Origin of the sequence: Klebsiella sp. WP3-W18-ESBL-02, assembly GCF_014168815.1 — a bacterium.
In the GTDB taxonomy this organism is placed as follows: domain Bacteria; phylum Pseudomonadota; class Gammaproteobacteria; order Enterobacterales; family Enterobacteriaceae; genus Kluyvera; species Kluyvera ascorbata_B.
In genome coordinates this window covers 4,551,395-4,574,314 of sequence record NZ_AP021972.1, presented here as the reverse complement: position 1 = coordinate 4,574,314, position 22,920 = coordinate 4,551,395, and the positions used below count along the sequence as shown (strand labels likewise).

Annotated in this window: 18 protein-coding genes and 1 pseudogene; 9 read left to right on the top strand and 10 right to left on the bottom strand. The window is 54.0% G+C overall.

Going from position 1 to position 22,920, the window contains the following annotated elements; all coding sequences use genetic code 11:
* Positions 1-246: 246 nt before the first annotated feature.
* Genes tamA through H7R56_RS22000 form a run of 3 tightly spaced genes read left to right on the top strand, consistent with a single transcriptional unit; the run spans position 247 to position 6,100 of the window.
* The gene (tamA, locus tag H7R56_RS22010) at positions 247-1,980 is read left to right on the top strand and encodes an autotransporter assembly complex protein TamA (RefSeq protein ID WP_106927543.1); all 1,734 of its coding nucleotides are present in this window, start codon (positions 247-249) and stop codon (positions 1,978-1,980) included.
* Positions 1,977-5,753 (top strand): autotransporter assembly complex protein TamB, encoded by a 3,777-nt coding sequence (tamB, locus tag H7R56_RS22005; protein ID WP_106927545.1) that lies wholly within the window; start codon positions 1,977-1,979, stop codon positions 5,751-5,753. The genes tamA and tamB overlap by 4 nt, the downstream gene beginning before the upstream one ends.
* Positions 5,754-5,755: 2 nt before the next feature.
* Positions 5,756-6,100, top strand: coding sequence for a gamma-glutamylcyclotransferase family protein (locus tag H7R56_RS22000; protein WP_064546942.1), 345 nt, complete (start codon positions 5,756-5,758; stop codon positions 6,098-6,100).
* Positions 6,101-6,269: 169 nt separating this feature from the next.
* Here the strand turns inward: H7R56_RS22000 and ppa are convergent, their stop codons facing one another.
* Entirely contained in the window at positions 6,270-6,797 is a 528-nt protein-coding gene (gene ppa / locus H7R56_RS21995; RefSeq protein ID WP_004109025.1) for an inorganic diphosphatase, read from the bottom strand.
* A 402-nt stretch (positions 6,798-7,199) separates the two neighbouring features.
* Here ppa and ytfQ point away from each other — a divergent pair, with 402 nt between their 5' ends.
* Complete coding sequence (ytfQ, locus tag H7R56_RS21990) at positions 7,200-8,156, top strand: galactofuranose ABC transporter, galactofuranose-binding protein YtfQ (protein WP_106927547.1); 957 nt, start codon at positions 7,200-7,202, stop codon at positions 8,154-8,156.
* 315 nt (positions 8,157-8,471) lie between these two features.
* Here ytfQ and H7R56_RS21985 read toward each other — a convergent pair whose 3' ends face one another.
* The 8 genes from H7R56_RS21985 to H7R56_RS28090 all read right to left on the bottom strand — a co-directional run bounded on the left by H7R56_RS21985 (position 8,472) and on the right by H7R56_RS28090 (position 14,201).
* Positions 8,472-10,226: a phage tail tape measure protein gene (locus tag H7R56_RS21985; RefSeq protein WP_182928415.1), complete on the bottom strand. Its 1,755-nt coding sequence runs from the start codon at positions 10,224-10,226 to the stop codon at positions 8,472-8,474.
* Positions 10,227-10,270: 44 nt separating this feature from the next.
* A complete protein-coding gene (locus tag H7R56_RS21980) occupies positions 10,271-11,164 on the bottom strand; it encodes a Mu-like prophage major head subunit gpT family protein (RefSeq protein WP_182928414.1) in 894 nt (297 codons plus the stop codon).
* On the bottom strand, positions 11,157-11,978 hold the full coding sequence (locus H7R56_RS21975) for a phage protease (protein WP_182928413.1): 822 nt from the start codon (positions 11,976-11,978) through the stop codon (positions 11,157-11,159). The genes H7R56_RS21980 and H7R56_RS21975 overlap by 8 nt, the downstream gene beginning before the upstream one ends.
* Before the next feature lie 110 nt (positions 11,979-12,088).
* Complete coding sequence (locus H7R56_RS21970; protein ID WP_182928412.1) at positions 12,089-12,502, bottom strand: hypothetical protein; 414 nt, start codon at positions 12,500-12,502, stop codon at positions 12,089-12,091.
* Positions 12,503-12,508: 6 nt separating this feature from the next.
* Positions 12,509-13,246 carry a Mor transcription activator family protein gene (locus tag H7R56_RS21965; protein ID WP_182928411.1) on the bottom strand — a complete coding sequence of 246 codons (738 nt, stop codon included), beginning with the start codon at positions 13,244-13,246 and terminating at the stop codon, positions 12,509-12,511.
* A 299-nt stretch (positions 13,247-13,545) separates the two neighbouring features.
* On the bottom strand, positions 13,546-13,878 hold the full coding sequence (locus H7R56_RS21960) for a hypothetical protein (protein ID WP_182928410.1): 333 nt from the start codon (positions 13,876-13,878) through the stop codon (positions 13,546-13,548).
* Positions 13,871-14,065: a host cell division inhibitor Icd-like protein gene (locus tag H7R56_RS21955; RefSeq protein WP_182928409.1), complete on the bottom strand. Its 195-nt coding sequence runs from the start codon at positions 14,063-14,065 to the stop codon at positions 13,871-13,873. Before H7R56_RS21955 ends, H7R56_RS21960 begins: the two co-directional genes overlap by 8 nt.
* Before the next feature lie 52 nt (positions 14,066-14,117).
* A complete protein-coding gene (locus H7R56_RS28090; RefSeq protein ID WP_413782714.1) occupies positions 14,118-14,201 on the bottom strand; it encodes a hypothetical protein in 84 nt (27 codons plus the stop codon).
* Between the two features lie 737 nt (positions 14,202-14,938).
* Between H7R56_RS28090 and ytfR the strand changes: the two genes are divergently transcribed.
* From ytfR to H7R56_RS21930, 4 genes and pseudogenes are all read left to right on the top strand, one after another.
* Positions 14,939-16,429 (top strand): galactofuranose ABC transporter, ATP-binding protein YtfR, encoded by a 1,491-nt coding sequence (gene ytfR, locus H7R56_RS21945; RefSeq protein WP_182928703.1) that lies wholly within the window; start codon positions 14,939-14,941, stop codon positions 16,427-16,429.
* Positions 16,430-16,442: 13 nt separating this feature from the next.
* Positions 16,443-17,463: pseudogene (ytfT, locus tag H7R56_RS21940) on the top strand (galactofuranose ABC transporter, ATP-binding protein YtfT); the annotation flags it as partial.
* Positions 17,453-18,454: a galactofuranose ABC transporter, permease protein YjfF gene (gene yjfF / locus H7R56_RS21935; RefSeq protein ID WP_106927553.1), complete on the top strand. Its 1,002-nt coding sequence runs from the start codon at positions 17,453-17,455 to the stop codon at positions 18,452-18,454. The pseudogene ytfT and the gene yjfF, both read left to right, overlap by 11 nt.
* An 86-nt stretch (positions 18,455-18,540) precedes the next feature.
* Positions 18,541-20,103, top strand: a complete 1,563-nt coding sequence (locus tag H7R56_RS21930) for a methyl-accepting chemotaxis protein (protein ID WP_106927624.1) — start codon at positions 18,541-18,543, stop codon at positions 20,101-20,103.
* Positions 20,104-20,227: 124 nt separating this feature from the next.
* On the opposite strand, the gene fbp is transcribed toward H7R56_RS21930, so the two are convergent.
* On the bottom strand, positions 20,228-21,226 hold the full coding sequence (gene fbp / locus H7R56_RS21925) for a class 1 fructose-bisphosphatase (RefSeq protein ID WP_106927555.1): 999 nt from the start codon (positions 21,224-21,226) through the stop codon (positions 20,228-20,230).
* A 176-nt stretch (positions 21,227-21,402) separates the two neighbouring features.
* Between fbp and mpl the strand changes: the two genes are divergently transcribed.
* Positions 21,403-22,773, top strand: a complete 1,371-nt coding sequence (mpl, locus tag H7R56_RS21920; RefSeq protein ID WP_106927557.1) for a UDP-N-acetylmuramate:L-alanyl-gamma-D-glutamyl-meso-diaminopimelate ligase — start codon at positions 21,403-21,405, stop codon at positions 22,771-22,773.
* The last annotated feature ends 147 nt before the right edge of the window (positions 22,774-22,920 follow it).

Below are 22,920 nucleotides of genomic sequence, written 5' to 3'. Positions count from 1 at the left end.
AATTTCCGTTAAGGTTGTAACCTGGCGTGTCTTTTAACACAATAAACGCGCCGAATACGTCTAAATTTAAACATAAGAATAATTTGGGGCTCTGTCTTTATTTCAACCCGACAAAGAGTGGGTTTTTTGTGCTGACGTTGAATGTCGCGCGCCGTCAGAGCGTGAAACAGACAAAAACGCAGTCGTGGCCGCGGAGCGGACTTTCGTTTCCCGTTGGGGTGGGAACAAGGATATTCAGGAGAAAAAGTGCGACAAATCGGCCATTTATGTGTGGTGAGCCTACTGTTGACCAGCGGCATTGCCAGTGCAGCAAACATCCGTCTACAGGTTGAAGGGCTTTCCGGCGAACTACAAAAAAATGTGCGAGCCCAGCTTTCGACGATCGACAGCGATGAGGTGACGCCGGATCGCCGCTTCCGTGCGCGCGTGGACGATGCCATTCGTGAGGGGCTAAAGGCGCTCGGTTATTATGAACCGACCATCGACTTCGAACTGAAGCCGCCGCCGGCGAAAGGGCGTCAGGTGCTGCTGGCGAAAGTGACGCCGGGGGAACCGGTGCGCATTGGCGGCACCGATGTCATCCTGCGCGGCGGGGCGCGCACCGACAGCGACTATTTGGCGCTGCTGAAAACCCGGCCGAAAATCGGCACGGTGCTCAATCATGGTGATTACGATCATTTCAAAAGTTCGTTAACCAGCGTGGCGCTGCGTAAAGGCTACTTTGACAGCGAGTTTAAAAAGAGCCAGCTTGGCATTGCGCTCGACCGCCATCAGGCGTTCTGGGACATTGACTACGACAGCGGCGAACGTTACCGCTTCGGCGATGTGACCTTCGAAGGTTCGCAGATTCGTGAAGACTATCTGCAGCATCTGGTGCCGTTCAAAAAAGGCGATGACTACCAGTCCAGCGATCTGGCTGAACTGAACCGTCGTCTGTCAGCGACCGGATGGTTTAACTCGGTAGTGGTGGCGCCAGAGTTTGATAAATCCCGAAAAACTAAGGTTTTACCGCTGCATGGCGTTGTTTCGCCGCGCAGCGAAAACACCGTAGAGCTGGGCGGCGGTTTTTCTACCGACGTGGGACCACGAGTGAAAGCGTCATGGCGTAAACCGTGGGTTAACTCCTACGGCCACAGCCTGACGACCAGCGTCAGCGTCTCGTCGCCGGAACAGCAGCTCGACTTCAGCTACAAGATGCCGTTGCTGAAAAATCCGCTGGAACAGTACTATCTGGTGCAGGGCGGTTTTAAAAGCACCGACCTCAACGACACCAAAGCGGACTCCACCACGCTTGCCGTCTCGCGTTTCTGGGATCTGTCCAGCGGTTGGCAGCGGGCGATTAACCTGCGCTGGAGCCTCGACCACTTTACCCAGGCAAACGTCACCAATACCACGATGCTGTTCTATCCTGGCGTGTCTATCAGCCGCACGCGTTCGCGCGGTGGTTTGATGCCAACCTGGGGCGATTCTCAGCGTTACTCGATTGACTACTCCAATACCGCATGGGGTTCGGACGTCGACTTCTCGGTGATTCAGGCGCAGAACGTTTGGATTCGCACCCTCTACGATCGCCACCGCTTCGTGATGCGCGGTAACCTCGGCTGGATTGAAACCGGCGACTTCGATCGCGTACCGCCGGATCTGCGTTTCTTCGCCGGCGGCGACCGCAGCATTCGCGGTTATAAATACAAATCCATCGCCCCGCGGGATGATAACGGCAAGCTGATTGGTGCCTCAAAGCTGGCCACCGGCTCGCTGGAGTATCAGTACAACGTCAGCGGGAAATGGTGGGGGGCGGTGTTCGTCGACGGCGGTGAAGCGGTCAGCGATATTCGCCAGAGCGACTGGAAAAAAGGCGCGGGCGTGGGCGTACGCTGGCAGTCGCCGGTGGGGCCCATCAAGCTCGACTTTGCCGTTCCGGTCGGCGACAAAGATGAACATGGATTGCAGTTTTATATCGGTCTGGGGCCTGAGCTATGAAGTTATGGAAAAAAATAAGCCTCGGGGTACTGATTTTTCTGGTGCTGCTGCTCGGCATCGTCGGCTTCCTGATTGGCACCACCACGGGTTTGCATCTGCTGTTTAACGCGGCGAACCGCTGGGTACCGGGGCTGGAAATTGGCCAGGTAACCGGCGGCTGGCGTGACCTGACGCTCAAAAAGGTGCGCTATACCCAGCCGGGCGTGGCGGTAGATGCCGGTGAGTTTCATCTTGCCGTTAACCTCCGCTGCCTGTGGCACAGCAACCTGTGCGTGAACGACATCGCGCTGCGCGACATCAACGTGGCAATCGACAGCAGTAAAATGCCGCCCGCTGCGCCGGTAAAGGAAGAAGACAGCGGCCCGCTGAATCTCTCCACCCCGTATCCCATCACCCTGAACCGGGTGGCGTTGAATAACGTCAATATCAAGATTGATGATACTACGGTGTCGGTCATGGACTTTTCCAGCGGCCTGACGTGGCAGGAGAAGAACCTGACGCTGACGCCGACGACCTTGCAAGGGCTATTGATCGCGCTGCCGAAAGTCGCCGATGTGGCGCAGAAAGAGGTGGTTGAGCCGAAAATCGACAACCCGCAGCCGCAGGAAAAACCGCTGGGCGAAACCCTGACCGAGCTGTTCTCCAAACCGGTGCTGCCGGAGATGACCGACGTTCATCTGCCGCTCAACCTGAATATCGAATCCTTTAGCGGTGAGCAGCTGCGCATCACCGGCGACACCGACCTGACGGTGTACAAAATGCTGCTGAAGGTGAGCAGCATCGACGGCAACATGAAGCTCGACACGCTGGACATCGACTCCAGCCAGGGCACGGTGAACGCCAGCGGAACCGCGACGCTCATTAACGACTGGCCGGTCGACCTGACCCTCAACAGCACGCTCAATATTGACCCGCTGAAGGGGGAAAAGGTGAAGCTGAAGGTGGGCGGCGCGGTGCGCAAGCAGCTGGAAGTGGGGGTTAACCTCTCCGGCCCGGTTGATATGGCCATTCGGGCGCAGGCGCAGCTGGCAGAAGCCGGGCTGCCGTTCAACCTTGAGGTCAACAGCAAGCAGCTGTACTGGCCATTTACCGGCGAGAAGCAGTTCCAGGCCGACGATCTGAAGCTGAAGCTGGGCGGCAAGATGACCGACTACACGCTGTCGTTCCGCACCGCAGTGAAAGGGCAGGGCGTGCCGCCGGCGGATATCACGGTGGATGCCAAAGGTAACGAACGCCAGGTGAGCCTCGATAAGCTCACCGTGGCGGCGCTGGAAGGCAAAACCGAGCTGACCGCGCTGCTGGACTGGCAGCAGGCGATCAGCTGGCGCGGCGAGCTGGCGCTACGCGGGATTAACACCGCGAAGCTGGCACCCGATTGGCCGTCGAAGCTGGACGGGCTTATCAAAACCAACGGCAGCCTGTACGGCGGCAGCTGGCAGATGAACGTGCCGGAAGTGAAAATTACCGGCAACGTGAAGCAGAACAAAGTCAACGTTGAGGGCGCGCTGCGCGGTAACAGCTACCTGCAATGGACCATTCCTGGGCTGCATGTCGCGCTGGGCAACAACACCATGGATGTGAAAGGCGAGCTGGGGGTGAAAGACCTCGAGCTTGACGCCAATATCGATGCGCCGAAGCTCGACAACATGCTGCCGGGGCTCGGCGGTACCGCCAAAGGGCTGGTGAAGGTGCGCGGTACGGTTGACGCGCCGCAGCTGCTGGCCGATATCACCGCACGCGGCCTGCGCTGGCAGGCGCTGTCGATTGGCCTGGTGCGCGTTGATGGCGACGTGAAATCCACCGACCAGATCGGCGGCAACCTTGACGTGCGCGTTGAACGCATCGTTCAGCCGGATGTCAATATTGGGCTGGTACATCTGGCGGCGAAGGGCAACGAAAAGCAGCATTCCTTGCAGTTGCAAATTCAGGGCGAGCCGGTCTCCGGCCAGCTGGCGCTGGCGGGTAGCTTCGACCGTAAAGAAGAACGCTGGAAGGGCGCGTTAAGCAATACCCGCTTCCAGACGCCGGTCGGCCCGTGGTCTATCAACCGCGATATCGCGTTGGACTACCGCAATCTGGAGCAGAAAATCAGCATCGGGCCACACTGCTGGGTGAACCCGAACGCCGAGCTGTGCGTGCCGCAGACGATTGATGCCGGCGCGGCGGGGCGCGCGGTGGTGAATCTTAACCGCTTCGACCTGGCGATGCTCAAGCCGTTTATGCCAGAGGAAACCCAGGCCAGCGGCGTATTCAGCGGCAATGCGGATGTGGCATGGGATACCACCAAAGAAGGGCTGCCGCAGGGCAAAGTGACGCTCTCCGGGCGTAACGTTAAGGTGACGCAAATCGTCAACAACGCGCCGCTGCCGGTGGCGTTCGATACGCTTAACCTCAGCGCCGATCTGCACAACAACCGCGCCGAGTTGGGCTGGTTGATTCGTCTGACCAACAACGGCCAGTTAGATGGACAGGTGCAGGTTACCGACCCACAGGGACGGCGTAATCTGGGCGGTAACGTCAACGTCCGTAACTTCTCGCTAGCGATGATCAACCCGATTTTCTCGCGCGGCGAAAAAGCGGCCGGTACGGTCAATGCGAATCTGCGCCTCGGTGGCGACGTGAAAAGCCCGCTGATGTTCGGTCAGATGCAGCTTAACGGTATCGATGTGGACGGTAACTTTATGCCGTTCGATATGCAGCCAAGCCAGCTGACAATGAACTTCAACGGCGCGACGTCGACGCTGCAGGGCGAAGTGCGTACCTCGCAGGGGCAGATTAGCCTGAACGGTGACGCGGACTGGCGGCAGATTGAAAACTGGCGCGCGCGCATTGCCGCGAAAGGCTCGCGGGTGCGGATTACCGTACCGCCGATGGTACGCCTTGATGTTTCACCGGACGTCGAATTTAACGCCACGCCGAGCCTGTTTACGCTCGATGGCAGCGTCGATGTACCGTGGGCGCGCATTGTGGTGAAAGAGGTCCCGGAAAGCGCGGTGGGCGTCTCCAGCGATGAAGTGATGTTGAATAACGATCTGCAGCCGAAAGAGACCAAATCGGCATCGATCCCGATCAACAGCAACCTGACTATTCACGTCGGCAACAACGTACGGCTGGACGCATTTGGCTTGAAAGCGCGTCTGACCGGCGATCTGAAAGTTGCGCAGGATAAACAGGGGCTGGGCCTGAACGGGCAGATCAATATCCCGGAAGGGCGCTTCCACGCCTACGGGCAGGATCTGATTGTGCGTAAAGGTGAGCTGCTGTTCTCCGGCCCGCCGGATCAGCCGCTGCTGAATATTGAAGCTATTCGTAACCCGGATGCGACAGAAAACGACGTGATCGCCGGTGTTCGCGTCACCGGTACGGCCGATCAGCCGAAGGCGGAAGTCTTCTCCGATCCGGCAATGTCGCAGCAAGAAGCGCTCTCTTACCTGATTCGTGGACAGGGATTAGACAGCGGTCAGAGCGACAGCGCCGCGATGACTTCCATGCTTATTGGTATGGGGGTTGCACAAAGTGGTCAGGTTGTGGGTAAAATCGGCGAGACGTTTGGCGTAAGTAATCTGGCGCTGGATACCCAAGGGGTGGGCGACTCCTCCCAGGTGGTGGTCAGCGGTTACGTATTGCCGGGTCTGCAGGTGAAATATGGCGTTGGGATCTTTGACTCGTTAGCGACGCTCACGTTACGCTATCGCCTGATGCCTAAGCTGTATCTGGAAGCGGTGTCTGGCGTAGACCAGGCGCTCGATTTGCTCTATCAGTTTGAGTTTTAGCAATGCGAATATTTGTTTACGGCAGTTTACGGCGCAAACAAGGCAACAGCCACTGGATGACCAACGCTCAGTGGCTGGGCGATCACAGCGTGACCGATTATCAACTGTACAGCCTGGGCCACTATCCAGGCGCGGTGCCCGGCGATGGCACAGTACACGGTGAAGTTTATCGGATTGACGCCTCGACGCTGGCCGAACTGGATGCGCTGCGCACCAAAGCGGGCGAATATGCACGTCATCTCATCCAGACGCCCTATGGCAGCGCCTGGATGTACGTCTATCAGCGCCCGGTCGACGGGCTGAAGCTGATAGAAAGCGGCAACTGGTTGGATAAAGACCAGTATTGAATATGACAACAACGCCACCTTCGGGTGGCGTTATTTTTTGGTAAGCCTGATAAGCGCAGCGCCATCAGGCAATAGCGTGCACATTTGTTGGATGGCGGCATTGTCGTATCCGGCCTACAAACAAAAACACCGCCCGAAGGCGGTGTTTTTGTTGGCTCGGGAAGAAATCTTATTTCTTCGCGCGCTCGAAGGAAGCAACGATTTCAGCTTTAGCCGCTTCAGCGTTGTCCCAGCCGTCAACTTTAACCCATTTGCCCGCTTCGAGGTCTTTGTAGTGCTCGAAGAAGTGGGTGATCTGCGCTTTCAGCAGTTCCGGCAGGTCGTTCACATCTTTGATGTGATCGTATTCTTTGCTCAGCTTGGTGTGCGGTACCGCAACCAGTTTCGCATCTTCACCGGATTCGTCGGTCATTTTCAGTACGCCAACCGGACGGCAACGGATCACAGAACCCGGCTGCAGTGGGTACGGGGTCGGGACCAGTACGTCAACCGGGTCACCGTCCAGAGACAGGGTGTGGTTGATGTAACCGTAGTTGCACGGATAGAACATCGCGGTGGACATGAAACGGTCAACGAACAGCGCGCCGCTCTCTTTGTCGACTTCGTATTTGATAGGATCTGCGTTAGCCGGGATTTCGATAACTACGTAGATGTCTTCCGGCAGATCTTTACCCGCAGGGACGTTGAGTAAGCTCATGTCTGTTTCCTTTAGAATGTGTGGCAAACTAGTGCCCGGTATTATAGCCAACTCGCTGCGAAAGTCTTGAGCTGTTTTATCGCGGGCGCCTGCAGACCTGCACTTTTCAGCCCCTTCCGATGACCGAAAAATCCATAAAGTTAGCTGCATACTGAATAAAAACGTGAAACCGTTTACATCACGGCGAAAAATGACCGCACGGCGTGCAAAATTTCCACAAAAACGATAGCCGTCAATGGGTGCGCAACGCCTACTCCTCCCTGAACTCCTCATTGTACCGTTGCTTAACAACTAATTTACTTTTTTGAAGTGTGATGTAACGCATTCCGTTACATACCCTATTGTCTATAGTTTTTCCGCAGATGAATCTCTGACCAACAATAACCCTACGAGGATACCTCTATGTGGAAGCGCTTACTTCTTGTTACAGCAGTTTCCGCAGCCATGTCGTCTATGGTCATGGCTGCACCCCTAACGGTAGGATTTTCGCAAGTCGGCTCTGAATCCGGCTGGCGCGCGGCGGAAACCAGCGTCGCGAAGCAGGAAGCGGAAAAACGCGGCATCACGCTGAAGATTGCCGACGGCCAGCAAAAACAGGAAAACCAGATTAAAGCCGTCCGCTCGTTCATCGCCCAGGGCGTGGACGCTATCTTTATTGCCCCGGTGGTGGCCACCGGCTGGGAGCCGGTGCTGAAAGAAGCCAAAGAGGCCAAGATCCCGGTATTCCTGCTCGACCGCTCTATCGATGTGAAAGATAAATCGCTTTACATGACCACCGTCACCGCCAATAACGTGCTGGAAGGCCAGCTGATTGGCGAATGGCTGATTAAAACCGTTGATGGCAAACCGTGTAACGTGGTGGAGCTGCAAGGGACGGTGGGTGCGAGCGTGGCGATTGACCGTAAGAAAGGCTTTGCCGATGCGATTTCTAAAGCCTCTAACATCAAGATTATCCGTTCCCAGTCCGGCGACTTTACCCGCAGTAAGGGCAAAGAGGTGATGGAGAGCTTCATCAAGGCGGAGAACAACGGCAAGAATATCTGCATGGTTTACGCGCATAACGACGACATGGTGATTGGGGCGATTCAGGCCATCAAAGAGGCCGGACTGAAGCCGGGCAAAGATATTCTCACCGGCTCGATTGACGGCGTACCGGATATCTACAAAGCGATGATTGCCGGCGAAGCCAACGCCAGCGTCGAGCTGACGCCAAATATGGCCGGCCCGGCGTTTGATGCGCTGGAGAAATTCAAAAAAGACGGCACCCTGCCGGAAAAAGTGACCCTCACCAAGTCCACGCTGTACCTGCCGGATACGGCGAAAGAAGAGTTAGAGAAGAAGAAAAATATGGGGTACTAAGGGATAACCCCCTCTGATGGCGCTTCACATATCGGGCCTGCAAACCGGTAGGCCTGATAAGCGAAGCGCCATCAGACAATGCAACCGTGCCGGATGGCGACGCTGTCGCGCCTTATCCGGCCTACAGGAGCGAGCCCCTCGCCGAGCGGTGCGGGCTGCAAGTCAGGCACAATACGTCCCCTCTCCCCTTGGGGAGAGGGCCAGGGTGAGGGGGAGCGCACCATGACCACTGAAACCAACCCGGTGTAGCGCGCCACATAAATCGCGAAACTTTGTCAACTAACTATGGATCAAGATTAGGGTGAATAGATATTTCTAGTTTTGACCTACATTCGTTTTGCCTGCGGAGGCGCTTAGCGTCACGCCAGACTGGTTGGATGAGACGCTTTTCACACGGGCATCACCTTCCACCACGACGCGAATTTCGCCACGCAGCTGCGGCGGCACCAGTGGGTATTGAGAGAATTGTTGCGGGGACACCCACGGGCGAGGGTCGACAACAGGAGTGTCATCCAGAGAATTAAACCAGTCTTTAACATCATCCCAACGGGTGCGACGTTGCTGACTATCGCGATGACGCTTGAACAGCGCTTCTCTTTCTTCATCGTTTTGAGGAAAAGGCAGCAATGCGTAAAGCTCATCGACGGTATTAATCGCCATACCTATTGCCCCACCTTTGTCATATTTACTTTTCTCGGGAAACCCCGAACCATTACCCAAACCACTGGATGGCATATTGGTCACATAAACGGGCATTACGCCAGTTCCGAAAACATCAGCGACACCCGTAGGAATACCTTTTGATTTACCGCCGCCAAATAAATCCCAGGCCCCTTTACCTACCTGAAAGACCTTTCGGGCGGCAATAACACCGCCTGTCACTAAAGCGATGTTTTTGCCAATCTCCATCCAGTTTTCGACGGTTTCCTTATCAACTGAATTAAGAGCGTCTGCAAGCTCCTGAACGGGGCCAGCCAGTTGAGTATTAGTGAATTTCTCTGTCGCGGTGGTCAGGCGCTGTGTTGCCGAAGTAAAATCCCGGGAAGCGTATGCAGCGTCGTCAAGAATGCTCTTACCATCGGCAACAATTTGCACATACGTTTTAAGCTTGGCAGCACCTGCCTCACTGCTAACCCCCTGAATGAGACGAATACTATCCTGATTGAAACCCGCTTTATCTAAGTATCCAGCTTGTTTTTTAGCACCGCTCTGGGCTGAACGCTGCGCGGTCTCTTGCAGAATGGATGGAAGCGAACGTATTTTTCCTTTGGCGTCAAAAACCTGAATACCATTGTTTTCCAGAGCTGATATGACTTTTGGATTCTGGAGATCGGTAATGAAGTTTTCTACAGCGGTTGAGGCTTTTTCACGGTTAGCAGTTACGTCCATTGCGACTTCTGCAACGGTCATTACATCCATTGCGCCTTTGACACCTTTACCACCTGCTGCGGCGTACATTGAAAGAGATGCAGGGAGACGTTCGGCAGCATCTTTCAGTTCGAATGCACCTTCTTTACCGAGACGATTAAGCCCATCAAGTGCCTGTAAAGTGTCTTCTTTTGTTTTGATGTTTAGTTTAAGGAAGTCGGCGATCAACCCACCGATACTTTCACCAGTAGCACCCGATGCAGCAATTGCATTGCCAATATTTTCAGTATTTTTAACTGCAAGATCCAGGTCACCAGAGCGGGCATTTATTTCTTTGAAAGCACCGAGAACATCCGATGTATCAACCCCTACCTTGAATGACACATCCTGTGCTAAATCGAGGATACCGCTCATTTGTTCTCGGGTCTTACCTGCGGTAATCCCCATACGCGTTAACTCACGATCCAGCCCCTTATACTTACTGAGCATGGCACCGCCCGCAAATCCCGCAATCATGCCAGTATAGCGATTGCCTAATATGTCAAGGCCGCGACCAGCTGCTGCGGTCGATGCTTTGACGACTGACATAGCTCGCGCGCTGGTACGGGCGAACTCCGACATATTGGAACCGTACTTTCTGGACATGGCGGTCAGATTGCCCGTCAGATTAATCAGTATTTCCGTGCTCAGTTTGCTGGACATGAATATTCCTTAAATAAAAAGGCTGGTTAAACCAGCCTTTAACATCATTTGAGATACGGGCTAACGATGATTTCAACACGTTTGTAGTTCGGGTTATCTTCACCGTTGTCCAGTTGGCGGCGGAGCAGGATTTTTTCTGCTGCTGAGCGCAACGAGACCGGAACAACGATAATGGATGGCACAATCCCGAGAGGTTCACCACTACTACCCTGAATGGAAAGCATGCCATCGTACACCTGACCGAACGTCTCCTCAGTCAGATCGTCGTAGGATGCAGCGGCACACTGCCACATGCCATAACCAACATTAAGACGTCCATCGATACCGAACAGGTAACGGTTGTTCAGGAACACTTGTGATTCATTTTCGTCTGTAACTGACGTCATAACAATTGGGCGACGATTCTGATAGATAAATGGTTTCAGTCCCTGAGTAGCATCAAACAGATACCATTTGGGCTTAGAGTCTGATTCCGGTGCTGTACCATAAATATTCGATAAAACACCTGAATTAACAGGATGGTCAGTATCAAAAAAATTCTGACCATCAATCCCGAGTGATGCGTGACCTTTTGTCATTGCCTCAAACATCAGCTTGTCTGGAAATGCGGCGGCTTTCCTTCCATATTGCTCAAATATCATGGAGTATTTCCCATAATCATTATCTTCAAAATCTTCACGTTTGATTGAAATACTGCTTTCGAACGTTTTATTTTTAAGAATGTAGTCCTGCGTTGCCAGCTCTTTTAACTGGCGGTCTGCAAGCCATTCTTTAATCTCCGGGAACTCCTCAAGAAATCCATACGCATTCGAACCAGAGGAAGAAGGAACTTCATTTGCAAGCTGAACATGGGAGGGCTGATAAGCCTTTCCTCCCTGTTCAAATTTCACATTAAATGCAACCTGCGCATCAGCAATGACGCCATCAATATTAATCATTCTGTTTTCCTAATGCTGTTAAATACTCTTCTTCACTTACACCAGTGCTACGACACACGGCAACCTGACTATCTGTTAAACGCCCACTGGTTTCTCTGGTACGAGAACGGCGAGTAGTTGCAAATGAATTAACTACTACCCCATGTACTTTCATTTGAAGTTCGGAAAACTTCCTGAACTCATCAACACCAACTTGCGAACACATTGCAACTAAATGCTCGCGTTGCGCCGGGCAGAAAACAGCTTTAGAAATAACATCATCAACAACATCCTGAATCATGGTGCTTTGTGACTTATTAAGCGCATTAAGAATGTCACGAGGAGAACTGATGGTTTCAACACCCAACGCTTTAGCAACGACTGACCATTCATCCTGAGAATTAAGGGCCGTTAAATCGAGGTTGGGTTTATTCGTTAACGCTGCACTACTGAGCCGGGTTATATCTCCATCTTTGACATGATGAAATGCGGGAGAAATAAAACGGTACTCTTTACTGAGGATTGAATTACTGGCTTTCTGCGTCCAGTCAACTTTCCCCCAGACGGAACCGTCTTCACGAACCTCAAGGGTTTCAATCCATCCAGCAGCGGGAGCCTCGCTGCCATTTGCGGCACTAATTTCCGTTGAGTGCTCGTAATCAACGACAAGAGGTAATGCCCGTTTGTTGAATGCATCCACCAGAGACTGTGGATTGCTCAGTCGCCATTTTCGACCATCACGCCCCTGAATATCCGGGCCAGCCGGAAGCAATTCAATCCAGTCAGGAGCGGTTTTATCTGCTTTTAATTCGGAGCAGAATGCTATTAAGTTCATACTTATCACCAGACAACATTTAAAACACGTTTAAATCTCTTCATAAGCGTTTAATGGCTTGAGATGAATACCAGTAGATAGCCTCATCTTAAGACGCGCTCAGAAGACCGTTAGTGCGTTTTCCTGTTAGCATCACATTCAATGCCGGAGACGTTTTCCTGAAAGCCATGTATTGCAATGCAGATATCGTCGACCTGTTTTGTTGTCAGACCATACTCATCCGATGCTTTATCCGTACCGAACATGTCTGCGTATGCTGCAACCTTTGTGCAAAAAATAAGGTGAGAGCAATCCTCCTCACTTTCCGGCATCAGTTTTTCACCCAGTTGAATTTCCATTACCCGCAACATGACGCGCCCGACAAATGAAACACCATTAATTTCATGTTCCGGGTTAAGCCCAATATCATTGCAGGCAATAATGACACCCTGCTCAATATGTCTGAGCGGCTCCGGGAGATTCTTTCTCATGGTTTCAATACCAAGACTGATGCCTGCACTGAATAATTCTTTATTTAATTTCATGTCATGTCATCCCTCGTATTCTTTTATTGCGTCTCTAACACGCTTTGATACAATACTGACCGTTCGAAAACTAACACCGTATTTCCTTGCGATACTTTGAGCATCCATCATATAACCATCGGTATATATATCGACCTCATTAATTATTCTGTTAAGAACATCACCTTTTGGTAAGTAAATCTGAGTGCCTCCAATAGTTCTCATGATATACATCATGGCAACTAGTGATTTACTCATTCCGTTAATTTCCTCTTCTGGGTTAACACCTATTTTCTTAAGTGCAAACTCCAGTGCACCAAGATAAATAGATATGTTACCCCCAACCTTTTGTAATTCACTATCCTTTAGCGCCATAAATGCCCGGCGTTTTATTTTTGCAAGGTCGCCATGAAAATTAAACTCAGGGTTAAACTTAACCATTTCATGATAGAATGAATCTTTATCATAAACATGCATAAAGTCGTCAAAACACATAGTCCCGGCAACATCGCAGAAGAATTCAATTTCAATATCCTGATCGAATTTTTCCTTTGCCGCGTCTAATTGTTCTTTGATCAGTTTTACATAGTGAAAAATACTGGTTATATCACTTGTGTATCCAGAGCGTTTAATAAACTCAAGAATTTCTGGTGTTGTTCTGCTAAAACACCCTGAAACAATAAATTTATTTATCGCCGTAATGTCCTTATGAGGTGGGTACTTAAGCAGATTGCTAAATGAGTTCTTAACATTAGTATTGACCATTATTCCTCACTCTAATCACGGTCATGTATCTGTGCATTGAAGCCCGGGAGGCTTCATAACCCAGTGTTCTGACATATCGGATATTATCGGTAATGTTACGATAGCGATTGTTCTTTATATATTCATCTAACAGACGCTCGTCTCCAGCTGTGAGAAACCTCAGCTTTTTCAAGACTTCCTCCGCATCAGCTTTGGGATGAATTGAGAATATCCGGGAAACGCTGGAAGTGAGGATTAACGCGCTTCATTGATAAAAAAAGGAGCCGAGGCTCCTTTTTTTTATTCTGTGCAATCTGTCTTTATTTGCTGGAATTCCTTCGCAGACTGGAGTTTGAGGCCAGCTCGCATAAAGCAGTGCTCAGCCCGGACAGTAAATCCGCTGTGGAAGACATATATTTACCCAGGTCTTCAAGTTCATCACCCGACATTTCATCCGGCCCAATTTTACGGCTTCTTGCCGTCATTGCATTCTGTTCTAATAAACGCCCCATCAGGCGCAAGCCACCAAGAACGGAATCATGATGCGCCAGAACGTCATCGAGCAGACTATCTTCGGATTCACGATTAAGTTTGTAAGACAAAACGCCAGATATAAGTTCTTCTACAGTCCGGATGTTTCTCATATCAGCCATGATGCACCGCCTTGCAAGGGATTCGACCTGCGAAAGAAAGCACAAAGCGCCCGGCAAGCTGTCTGCGGGCGGAAATTTCATCAGGAGCGATAACGCTTTCACGATGAGGTTTGCTAAGGAGATCGGCACGACGAACGGCAAGGAAAAGCCAGATAAAACCGGATTGATTTTTGTGAGCAGTAGCCATGATAAACCCTTTTATGATTGGCTTACTTGCCACCACCAAGAGTTCTCACGCTCTAGGGTGGTGACCCAGACGGGGGTGAGAAACCGGCTAAAAGGGAAACCGGCCAGCCCGAAAGCTGCCCCGCCTGAGCCACCATAGACGGATTACAGACGTACAATTGTCTATTAGTAGATCATGGCAACAAAAAAGACGCAAGGCGCGTCTTCTGTTCCGCCTTTTAATTCCGGGTTCTCACGCCCGGTCACCATGTGGGGTGACGTCATTAACTTTATACGAGAGGGCTGCGCTTTGCAACGGCTGTTCGCTCCTAATCCGGGTATCAACCTCTTTATCTTTTTTGAGTTTAAATGCATAAAATGTGAATTTTAATTCATTTATGGCGTGTTTTTACTTTCTTTTAAAAAGACGTGCTGCACACGTAATTCATTGAAAATGATCTATATTTAATAAAATAAGGGAAAAGACACTTTGTCTTTTCCCGGAAAATAGAAAGGTCGATTTCGAGAGTGTTTGTTGCGTGGCAAGATGCACGGTGGGTAAAATATACGCATGGATATATTGATCAAAAACAGTAAGTTAAACCTCGTAAAGGTCAGGAATTAAAATTTTAAATTCCAATTAAACAAAATGAAATGTCGTTCACATTTTATCTGTCATTTTTCAGATTAACCCAGAATGATCCAATTTTATTAGATGGCTACATTTCACCTCTGTTTCGTGGATTAAACCAAATCATGATACCGGGCTGAAAACCGCATATAGCACGTCTGACGTGGTTTTGAGACCATTTTACAGGGTATCTAGATCCAACTTATTTCCTCGAGATCCAACGTAATTCCGGGTTTTTCCTTTGTTCTAAACTTAGGTGTCAAGATACACCCGGAAATCCTCCGCACCGAGGGGCTCTGTCAGTACTTTCCCGGCGTCAAAGCGCTGGATAACGTCAACTTCAGTCTGCGGCGCGGTGAAATTATGGCGCTGCTCGGCGAAAACGGCGCGGGCAAATCCACGCTTATCAAAGCGCTGACCGGCGTTTATCACCCCAACGGCGGCAGCATCTGGCTTGAAGGCCAGCAAATTCAGCCGAAAAACACCGCCCATGCCCAGCAGCTGGGTATCGGGACGGTCTACCAGGAAGTGAACCTGCTGCCGAACATGTCGGTGGCGGATAATCTGTTTATTGGCCGTGAGCCGAAGCGATGTGGCTTTCTGCGGCGTAAAGAGATGGAGCGACGCGCCACGGCGCTGATGGCGTCCTACGGTTTTTCCCTCGACGTGCGTGAACCGCTGAACCGTTTTTCCGTAGCGATGCAGCAGATCGTGGCTATCTGCCGGGCGATCGACCTGTCGGCAAAAGTGCTGATCCTCGATGAACCCACCGCCAGTCTGGATACCAAAGAGGTTGAGATGCTGTTCACCCTGATGCGCCAGCTGCGCGATCGGGGCGTTAGCCTGATCTTCGTCACCCACTTCCTCGATCAGGTGTATGCGGTCAGCGATCGGATCACGGTGCTGCGCAACGGATCGTTCGTCGGCTGCCGGGAAACGCGCGAGCTGCCGCAAATTGAACTGGTCAAAATGATGCTCGGCCGTGAGCTGGAGCATCAGGCGCTGCAGCGCGCCGGGCGTACGTTACTGAGCGATAAACCGGTCGCCTCGTTCGAGGGGTACGGCAAAAAAGGCACCATCGCGCCGTTCGATCTGCACGTGAGGCCCGGCGAGATCGTTGGCCTGGCGGGATTGCTCGGATCCGGGCGCACCGAAACCGCGGAGGTGATCTTCGGCATTCATCCCGCCGACAGCGGCCAGGCGACGATCAAAGGAAAACCGCAAACCTTGCGATCGCCGCATCAGGCCTCCTGTCTGGGGATCGGCTTCTGCCCGGAGGATCGCAAAACCGACGGCATTATTGCCGCCGCGTCGGTGCGGGAGAACATCATTCTGGCGCTCCAGGCGCAGCGCGGCTGGCTACGGCCGATTCCGCGTAAAGAGCAAAACGAGATTGCGGCGCGCTTTATCCGCCAGCTGGCGATCCGCACGCCCAGCGCCGAGCAGCCGGTGGAGTTTCTTTCCGGCGGCAATCAGCAGAAGGTGCTGCTGTCGCGCTGGCTGCTGACGCGGCCGCAGTTCCTGATCCTGGATGAACCCACGCGCGGGATCGACGTGGGCGCGCACGCGGAGATTATCCGCCTGATCGAAACCCTTTGTGCGGATGGCCTGGCGCTGCTGGTGATCTCGTCCGAGCTGGAAGAGCTGGTGGGCTACGCCGACCGGGTGATCATTATGCGCGATCTGAAACAGGTGGCAGAGATCCCGCTCGCTGAGCTTTCCGTTCCCGCCATCATGAACGCTATTGCGGCCTAAGGAGTTAACCGTGATGCCCCGAACCGTTCCTCAACCCGCTAAGCCCGAGCGCCGTTTCCGCTGGCCACCGGGCATGCCGCAGATTGCGGCGTTAATTCTGGTGCTGCTGGTCGATAGTCTGGTGGCACCGCACTTTTTCCAGGTCACGCTTCAGGACGGCCGCCTGTTCGGTAGCCCGATTGATATTCTCAACCGCGCGGCCCCGGTGGCGCTGCTGGCGATCGGCATGACGCTGGTGATTGCCACCGGCGGTATCGATCTTTCCGTCGGTGCGGTGATGGCCATTGCTGGTGCGACCGCTGCCTCCATGACCGTCGCCGGGCACAGTCTACCGGTTGTGCTGCTGGCGGCGCTGGGTGCCGGCGTGCTGGCGGGGCTGTGGAACGGCATTCTGGTGGCGATCCTTAAAATCCAGCCGTTTGTCGCCACGCTGATCCTGATGGTGGCTGGACGCGGGGTGGCGCAGCTGATCACCTCCGGGCAGATCGTTACCTTCGATTCGCCGTCGCTGGCGTGGATCGGCAGCGGTAAGCTGCTGTTATTTCCGACCCCGGTGATTATCGCGCTGCTTACGCTGGTGATCTTCTGGGTACTGGTCCGTAAAACCGCGCTCGGGATGTTTATTGAAGCGGTGGGCATCAACATTCGGGCGGCGAAAAACGCCGGTGTGAATACCCGTATTGTGGTGATGCTGGCCTACGTGCTGAGCGGCGTTTGCGCGGCGATTGCCGGTACCATCGTGGCGGCGGATATTCGCGGCGCCGATGCCAACAACGCCGGATTGTGGCTGGAGCTGGACGCCATTCTGGCGGTGGTGATCGGCGGCGGCTCGCTGATGGGCGGGCGCTTTAACCTGCTGCTGTCGGTCGTCGGTGCGCTCATTATTCAGGGGATGAACACCGGGATTTTGCTCTCCGGCTTCCCGCCGGAGCTGAATCAGGTGGTCAAAGCGGTGGTGGTGATGTGCGTTCTCATCGTCCAGTCTCCGCGATTTATTCAACTGCTGAAGAGGAGGCGGGGGCCATGATAAAACGTCATTTGCCGCTGATGATCACCCTGGGCGTGTTTGTGCTTGGCTATCTCTACTGCCTGACCCAGTTTCCCGGCTTCGCATCGACGCGGGTCATCTGCAATATTCTGACCGACAACGCTTTTTTGGGCATTGTGGCAGTGGGGATGACCTTTGTGATCCTCTCTGGCGGTATCGATCTTTCCGTGGGTTCGGTGATCGCCTTTACCGGCGTTTTCCTTGCCAAAGCGATTGGCTACTGGGGGCTGTCGCCGCTGGTGGCCTTCCCGCTGGTGCTGGTGATGGGCTGCGCTTTCGGTGCGTTTATGGGCTGGCTGATTGATGCACTGAAGATCCCGGCATTTATTATTACGCTGGCCGGGATGTTCTTCCTGCGCGGCGTCAGCTATCTGGTGTCTGAAGAGTCGATTCCTATCGATCATCCGCTGTACGACACGCTTTCCGGCCTGGCGTGGACGATCCCCGGCGGCGGACGGCTAAGCGCCATGGGGCTACTGATGTTGTTGATCGTGGTGCTGGGGATATTTCTTGCCCACCGCACGCGCTTTGGCAACCAGGTCTACGCTATTGGTGGTAACGCCACCTCGGCCAATCTGATGGGCATCCCAACCCGCAGCACCATCGTGCGTATTTATATGCTGTCGACGGGGCTGGCAACGCTGGCGGGTATTGTCTTCTCAATTTACACCCAGGCGGGCTACGCGCTGGCGGGCGTGGGGGTTGAGCTCGACGCCATCGCGTCAGTGGTGATTGGCGGCACGCTGCTGAGCGGCGGTGTCGGTACGGTGCTGGGGACGCTGTTCGGGGTGGGGATTCAGGGGCTGATTCAGACCTACATCAACTTCGACGGCACGCTGAGTTCATGGTGGACTAAGATTGCCATCGGGGTTCTGCTGTTTATTTTTATCGCCCTTCAGCGCGGGCTAACGGTGATGTGGGAGAACCGGCAGAATGCCGCAGTAACCCGCGTCGATGTTTCGCTAACAAAGAACTAACATACTGAAACGCTAAAGTTTTTCCGGTAGCAGCCGATACCAATCATTTACGCCAAACAGTACCCCTGCTACCGGACAACACTATGATGCTAAAAACGCTCTCTATCCGTACCGGCCTGCTGTCCCTGCTCGCCGTGATGACCCTCCTGCTGATCCTGGTCAGCGGCATCGGCATTTATGCTCTCACCCAAAGTTCCGCTTCGCTTCAGCGCATCGACCACCTGCAGAGCGAGCAAATGACCCAGCTCAACGAAGGTTACACGCTGCTGCTGCGCGCGCGTAATGAAGCCAGCCAGGCGGTCAGGCTGATGGAAATCGGTATGCTGGATGATGCGGCGAAAGCCGTTAAAGGCCTGGACGGGGAAGTGGCCATGGCGCAGAAGATCATCACCCGCGTGAGTCAGTCATCGATGGACGATGCCGACGGCGCGAAGCTGATGGCTAATGTGGCGAAAAGCTTTGAAATTTATAACGTTCAGGCGATCAAACCGATGCTGACGGCGCTGAATCAGCAAAATGTCGACAGCTATTATGATCTGCTGGAAAAGACCATGATTCCCGTCTCCCGTCAGTTTGATAACGCCGTTCATGCTTTCCAGGACTGGGGCGAATCGCGCGGGCAGCGAGAAGTGGCGGCGGTGCACAGCACGAAAAATCAGGTACTGACGCTGATGATCATCGCTATTGCGCTGACCGCCGGCGTGATGGCGCTGGGCTGGTTCCAGCTGCGTCATCTGCTGCTGAAGCCGCTGGCGGCGGCGATTGGCCAACTGGAGCGCGTGGCCAGCGGCGATTTAACCCCTGCCTCGCTGGAAGCCAGCGGCGCGGAGATTCAACGCCTGAACGTGGCGATTGCCGGTATGCGCGAGTCGATGATGAACTCGGTGCTGCGGGTGCGTGACGCCAGTTCGCAGATTGATGTCGGCAGCCGCGAGCTGACGGCGGGCAACAACCATCTGGCGCAGCGTACGGAATCCACGGCGACTTCGCTGGAGCAAACCGCCGCCAGTATGGAAGAGCTGACCGCCACCGTGAAGCAGAACGCCGACAACGCCGATCAGGCGCATAAACTGGCGCAGGCGGTTTCCGATACCGCCGATCGCGGCAGCGAGATGGTGTGCTATGTCATTGAGAAAATGCAGGATATCACCGGTAGCGCCAAACGTATTGCCGACATCCTCGGCGTGATTGACGGTATTGCCTTCCAGACCAATATTCTGGCGCTGAACGCTTCGGTAGAAGCGGCCCGCGCCGGTGAGCAGGGGCGTGGTTTTGCCGTTGTTGCAGGGGAAGTGCGGAACCTCGCCAGCCGCAGCGCCGATGCGGCAAAAGAGATTCGCCAGTTGATTGCCGACTCGCAGACTCACGTGAACGAAGGCAGCGACCTGGCGCAGCAGGCCGGGGAAACCATGGACGAGATTGCCGGTGAGGTCATGCGCATGACGAAGTTGATGCGCGAAATCGCCAGCGCTTCGCAGGAGCAGAGCCGCGGCATCGAGCAGGTCAATATTGCGGTGAGCCAGATGGATGAAACCGCGCAGCAGAACGCGGCGCTGGTACAGCAGTCTTCTGCGGCAACCCGCTCGCTGGAAGAACAGTCGCAGGCGCTGACGGCGGCAATGGCGTCGTTCAGGTTGCAGGTGTCTTAATCAGGTTTCCGATATTGTAGGCCGGATAAGGCGTTTACGCCGCCATCCGGCTATATCACCGTATCGTGCCGGACGACGCTTCGCTTATCCGGCCTACAGGGTGATGTAGGCCGGGATGCTACGATTACGCGTCCGGGTACTCACGAATCAAACGCTCAACGTCTTCAACCATATGGTCGTTGCCGACGAAGAACGAACGGCGCTGGTGCAGACTTTCCGGCTGAATATCCAGAATGCGTTCTTTACCGTCGCTGGCCTTACCGCCGGCCTGTTCCGCCAGGAATGCCATCGGGTTGCACTCGTACAGCAGGCGCAGTTTCCCTTCCGGGTGGCTGGCGGTGCTTGGGTACAGGTAGATGCCGCCTTTCAGCAGGTTACGGTGGAAGTCGGCGACCAGAGAGCCGATATAGCGGGAGGTATACGGACGCTGCGTGGCTTTATCTTCTTCCTGGCAGAATTTGATGTATTTCTTCACGCCGTTAGGGAATTTGATGTAGTTCCCTTCGTTGATGGAGTAGGTGCTGCCGCGCTGCGGGAAGCGCATGCGCTCCTGACACAGGCAGAACACGCCCAGCGACGGGTCATAGGTGAAGGCATGCACGCCGCAGCCGGTGGTGTACACCAGCATGGTTGAGGAGCCATAAACCACATAGCCAGCGGCGACCTGGCGGTTACCCGGCTGCAGGAAGTCTTCTTCGGTAACCGGGGTGCCCACCGGGGTCACGCGGCGGTAGATAGAGAAGATGGTACCGACAGAGACGTTAACGTCGATGTTAGATGAGCCATCCAGTGGGTCCATCAGGACCACGTATTTTGCGTGCTCACAGCCGTCAAAGACGACGATTTCGTCTTCTTCTTCGGAGGCGATACCGGCGACGATATCACGTGCACGCAGCGCTGCTTTCAGTTTCTCGTTCGCGAACAGATCGAGCTTTTGTTGTACTTCTCCCTGTACGTTTTCAGCGCCGCTGGCACCCAGGATATCGACCAGACCGGCCTTGTTGATATCGCGGTGGATGATCTTGGCACCTAACTTTATTGCCGACAGCAAAGCAGTGAGCTCACCGGTAGCATGAGAGAACTCGTGCTGCTTCTCGACAATAAATTCACCTAACGTTTTCATAACACTTTCCCTGACAGTGGATGTTGAGTAAAACGGCTGCAACAATACTAACAAAGAATAAAAAAAAATCGCATAGGTGAATCGCGCCAGCAAACTACGGAATATCCTGAAATGCATTTCTCTGCCGGCAAACATATGGGTAAAATGCGGGGCAGATAAAAAAAGGATAGTGACGTATGCGCATTCATATTTTGGGTATTTGTGGCACCTTCATGGGCGGTCTGGCGATGCTGGCACGTTCGTTGGGTCACGAAGTCACGGGTTCGGATGCCAATGTGTATCCCCCGATGAGCACGCTGCTTGAAAAGCAAGGCATTGATTTAATTCAGGGCTATGACGCCAGCCAGCTTGATCCGCAGCCTGACCTGGTCATCATTGGCAACGCCATGACGCGCGGTAACCCGTGCGTGGAAGCGGTGCTGGAGAAGAACATTCCGTACATGTCCGGGCCGCAGTGGCTGCACGATTTCGTGCTGCGCGATCGCTGGGTCGTGGCCGTTGCCGGTACCCACGGTAAAACTACCACCGCCGGGATGGCGACCTGGATCCTCGAAGAGTGCGGCTATAAGCCGGGCTTTGTTATCGGCGGCGTGCCGGGCAACTTTGAGGTTTCCGCGCGTCTGGGCGACAGCCCGTTCTTCGTGATTGAAGCCGATGAATACGACTGCGCGTTCTTCGATAAGCGTTCTAAATTCGTGCATTATTGCCCGCGTACGCTGATCCTCAACAACCTTGAGTTCGATCACGCGGACATCTTCGACGATCTGAAAGCTATCCAGAAACAGTTCCACCATCTGGTGCGCATCGTTCCGGGCCAGGGCCGCATTATCCTGCCGGAAAACGACGCGAACCTGAAGCAGGTGATGGCGATGGGCTGCTGGAGCGAACAGGAGCTGGTGGGCGAACAGGGCCACTGGCAGGCGAAGAAACTCAATACCGACGCCTCCGAGTGGGAAGTGCTGCTCGACGGTGAAAAAGTCGGCGAAGTGAAGTGGGGCCTGGTGGGTGAACACAACATGCATAACGGGCTGATGGCGATTGCCGCCGCGCGTCATGTGGGTGTGACCCCGGCCGATGCGGCCAACGCGCTGGGTAGCTTTATTAACGCCCGCCGCCGTCTGGAGCTGCGCGGTGAAGCTAACGGCGTTTGCGTTTACGACGACTTCGCACATCACCCAACGGCTATCCTCGCGACGCTGCAAGCGCTGCGCGGTAAAGTCGGCGGTACGGCGAAAATTATTGCCGTGCTGGAGCCACGCTCGAACACCATGAAAATGGGCGTCTGCAAAGACGACCTGGCGCCATCGCTGGGCCGCGCGGACGAAGTCTTCCTGCTGCAGCCGCAGCATATCCCGTGGCAGGTGGCGGAAGTGGCAGAGGCCTGCGTGCAGCCTGCGCACTGGAGCGCCGACGTGGATACGCTGGCGGATATGATCGTCAAAAGCGCCGAGCCAGGCGACCATATTCTGGTGATGAGTAACGGCGGCTTCGGCGGCATTCATCAGAAGCTGCTCGACGGGCTGGCGAAGAAAGCGCAGCAGGAGTAATTCGCTGATGTTGCGCTGAGCGGGTTTTCTCCCCTCACCCGAACCCTCTCCCCACGGGGGAGAGGGGACCGATCGAGCCGCTAGCACGGTCGGTTTTCTCCCTCGCCATGCGGGCAGAAGGCCCGGCCGGTTTTCTCCCTCGCCCGT

What these genes read in the sequence shown, in the direction of transcription:
- tamB (WP_106927545.1), top strand. Translation starts at nt 1,977, where the DNA reads ATGAAGTTATGGAAAAAAATAAGCCTCGGGGTACTGATTTTTCTGGTG.
- H7R56_RS22000 (WP_064546942.1), top strand. Translation starts at nt 5,756, where the DNA reads ATGCGAATATTTGTTTACGGCAGTTTACGGCGCAAACAAGGCAACAGC.
- ppa (WP_004109025.1), bottom strand. Translation starts at nt 6,797, where the DNA reads ATGAGCTTACTCAACGTCCCTGCGGGTAAAGATCTGCCGGAAGACATC.
- ytfQ (WP_106927547.1), top strand. Translation starts at nt 7,200, where the DNA reads ATGTGGAAGCGCTTACTTCTTGTTACAGCAGTTTCCGCAGCCATGTCG.
- H7R56_RS21985 (WP_182928415.1), bottom strand. Translation starts at nt 10,226, where the DNA reads ATGTCCAGCAAACTGAGCACGGAAATACTGATTAATCTGACGGGCAAT.
- H7R56_RS21980 (WP_182928414.1), bottom strand. Translation starts at nt 11,164, where the DNA reads ATGATTAATATTGATGGCGTCATTGCTGATGCGCAGGTTGCATTTAAT.
- H7R56_RS21975 (WP_182928413.1), bottom strand. Translation starts at nt 11,978, where the DNA reads ATGAACTTAATAGCATTCTGCTCCGAATTAAAAGCAGATAAAACCGCT.
- H7R56_RS21970 (WP_182928412.1), bottom strand. Translation starts at nt 12,502, where the DNA reads ATGAAATTAAATAAAGAATTATTCAGTGCAGGCATCAGTCTTGGTATT.
- H7R56_RS21965 (WP_182928411.1), bottom strand. Translation starts at nt 13,246, where the DNA reads ATGGTCAATACTAATGTTAAGAACTCATTTAGCAATCTGCTTAAGTAC.
- H7R56_RS21960 (WP_182928410.1), bottom strand. Translation starts at nt 13,878, where the DNA reads ATGGCTGATATGAGAAACATCCGGACTGTAGAAGAACTTATATCTGGC.
- H7R56_RS21955 (WP_182928409.1), bottom strand. Translation starts at nt 14,065, where the DNA reads ATGGCTACTGCTCACAAAAATCAATCCGGTTTTATCTGGCTTTTCCTT.
- H7R56_RS28090 (WP_413782714.1), bottom strand. Translation starts at nt 14,201, where the DNA reads ATGGTGGCTCAGGCGGGGCAGCTTTCGGGCTGGCCGGTTTCCCTTTTA.
- yjfF (WP_106927553.1), top strand. Translation starts at nt 17,453, where the DNA reads ATGATAAAACGTCATTTGCCGCTGATGATCACCCTGGGCGTGTTTGTG.
- H7R56_RS21930 (WP_106927624.1), top strand. Translation starts at nt 18,541, where the DNA reads ATGCTAAAAACGCTCTCTATCCGTACCGGCCTGCTGTCCCTGCTCGCC.
- fbp (WP_106927555.1), bottom strand. Translation starts at nt 21,226, where the DNA reads ATGAAAACGTTAGGTGAATTTATTGTCGAGAAGCAGCACGAGTTCTCT.
- mpl (WP_106927557.1), top strand. Translation starts at nt 21,403, where the DNA reads ATGCGCATTCATATTTTGGGTATTTGTGGCACCTTCATGGGCGGTCTG.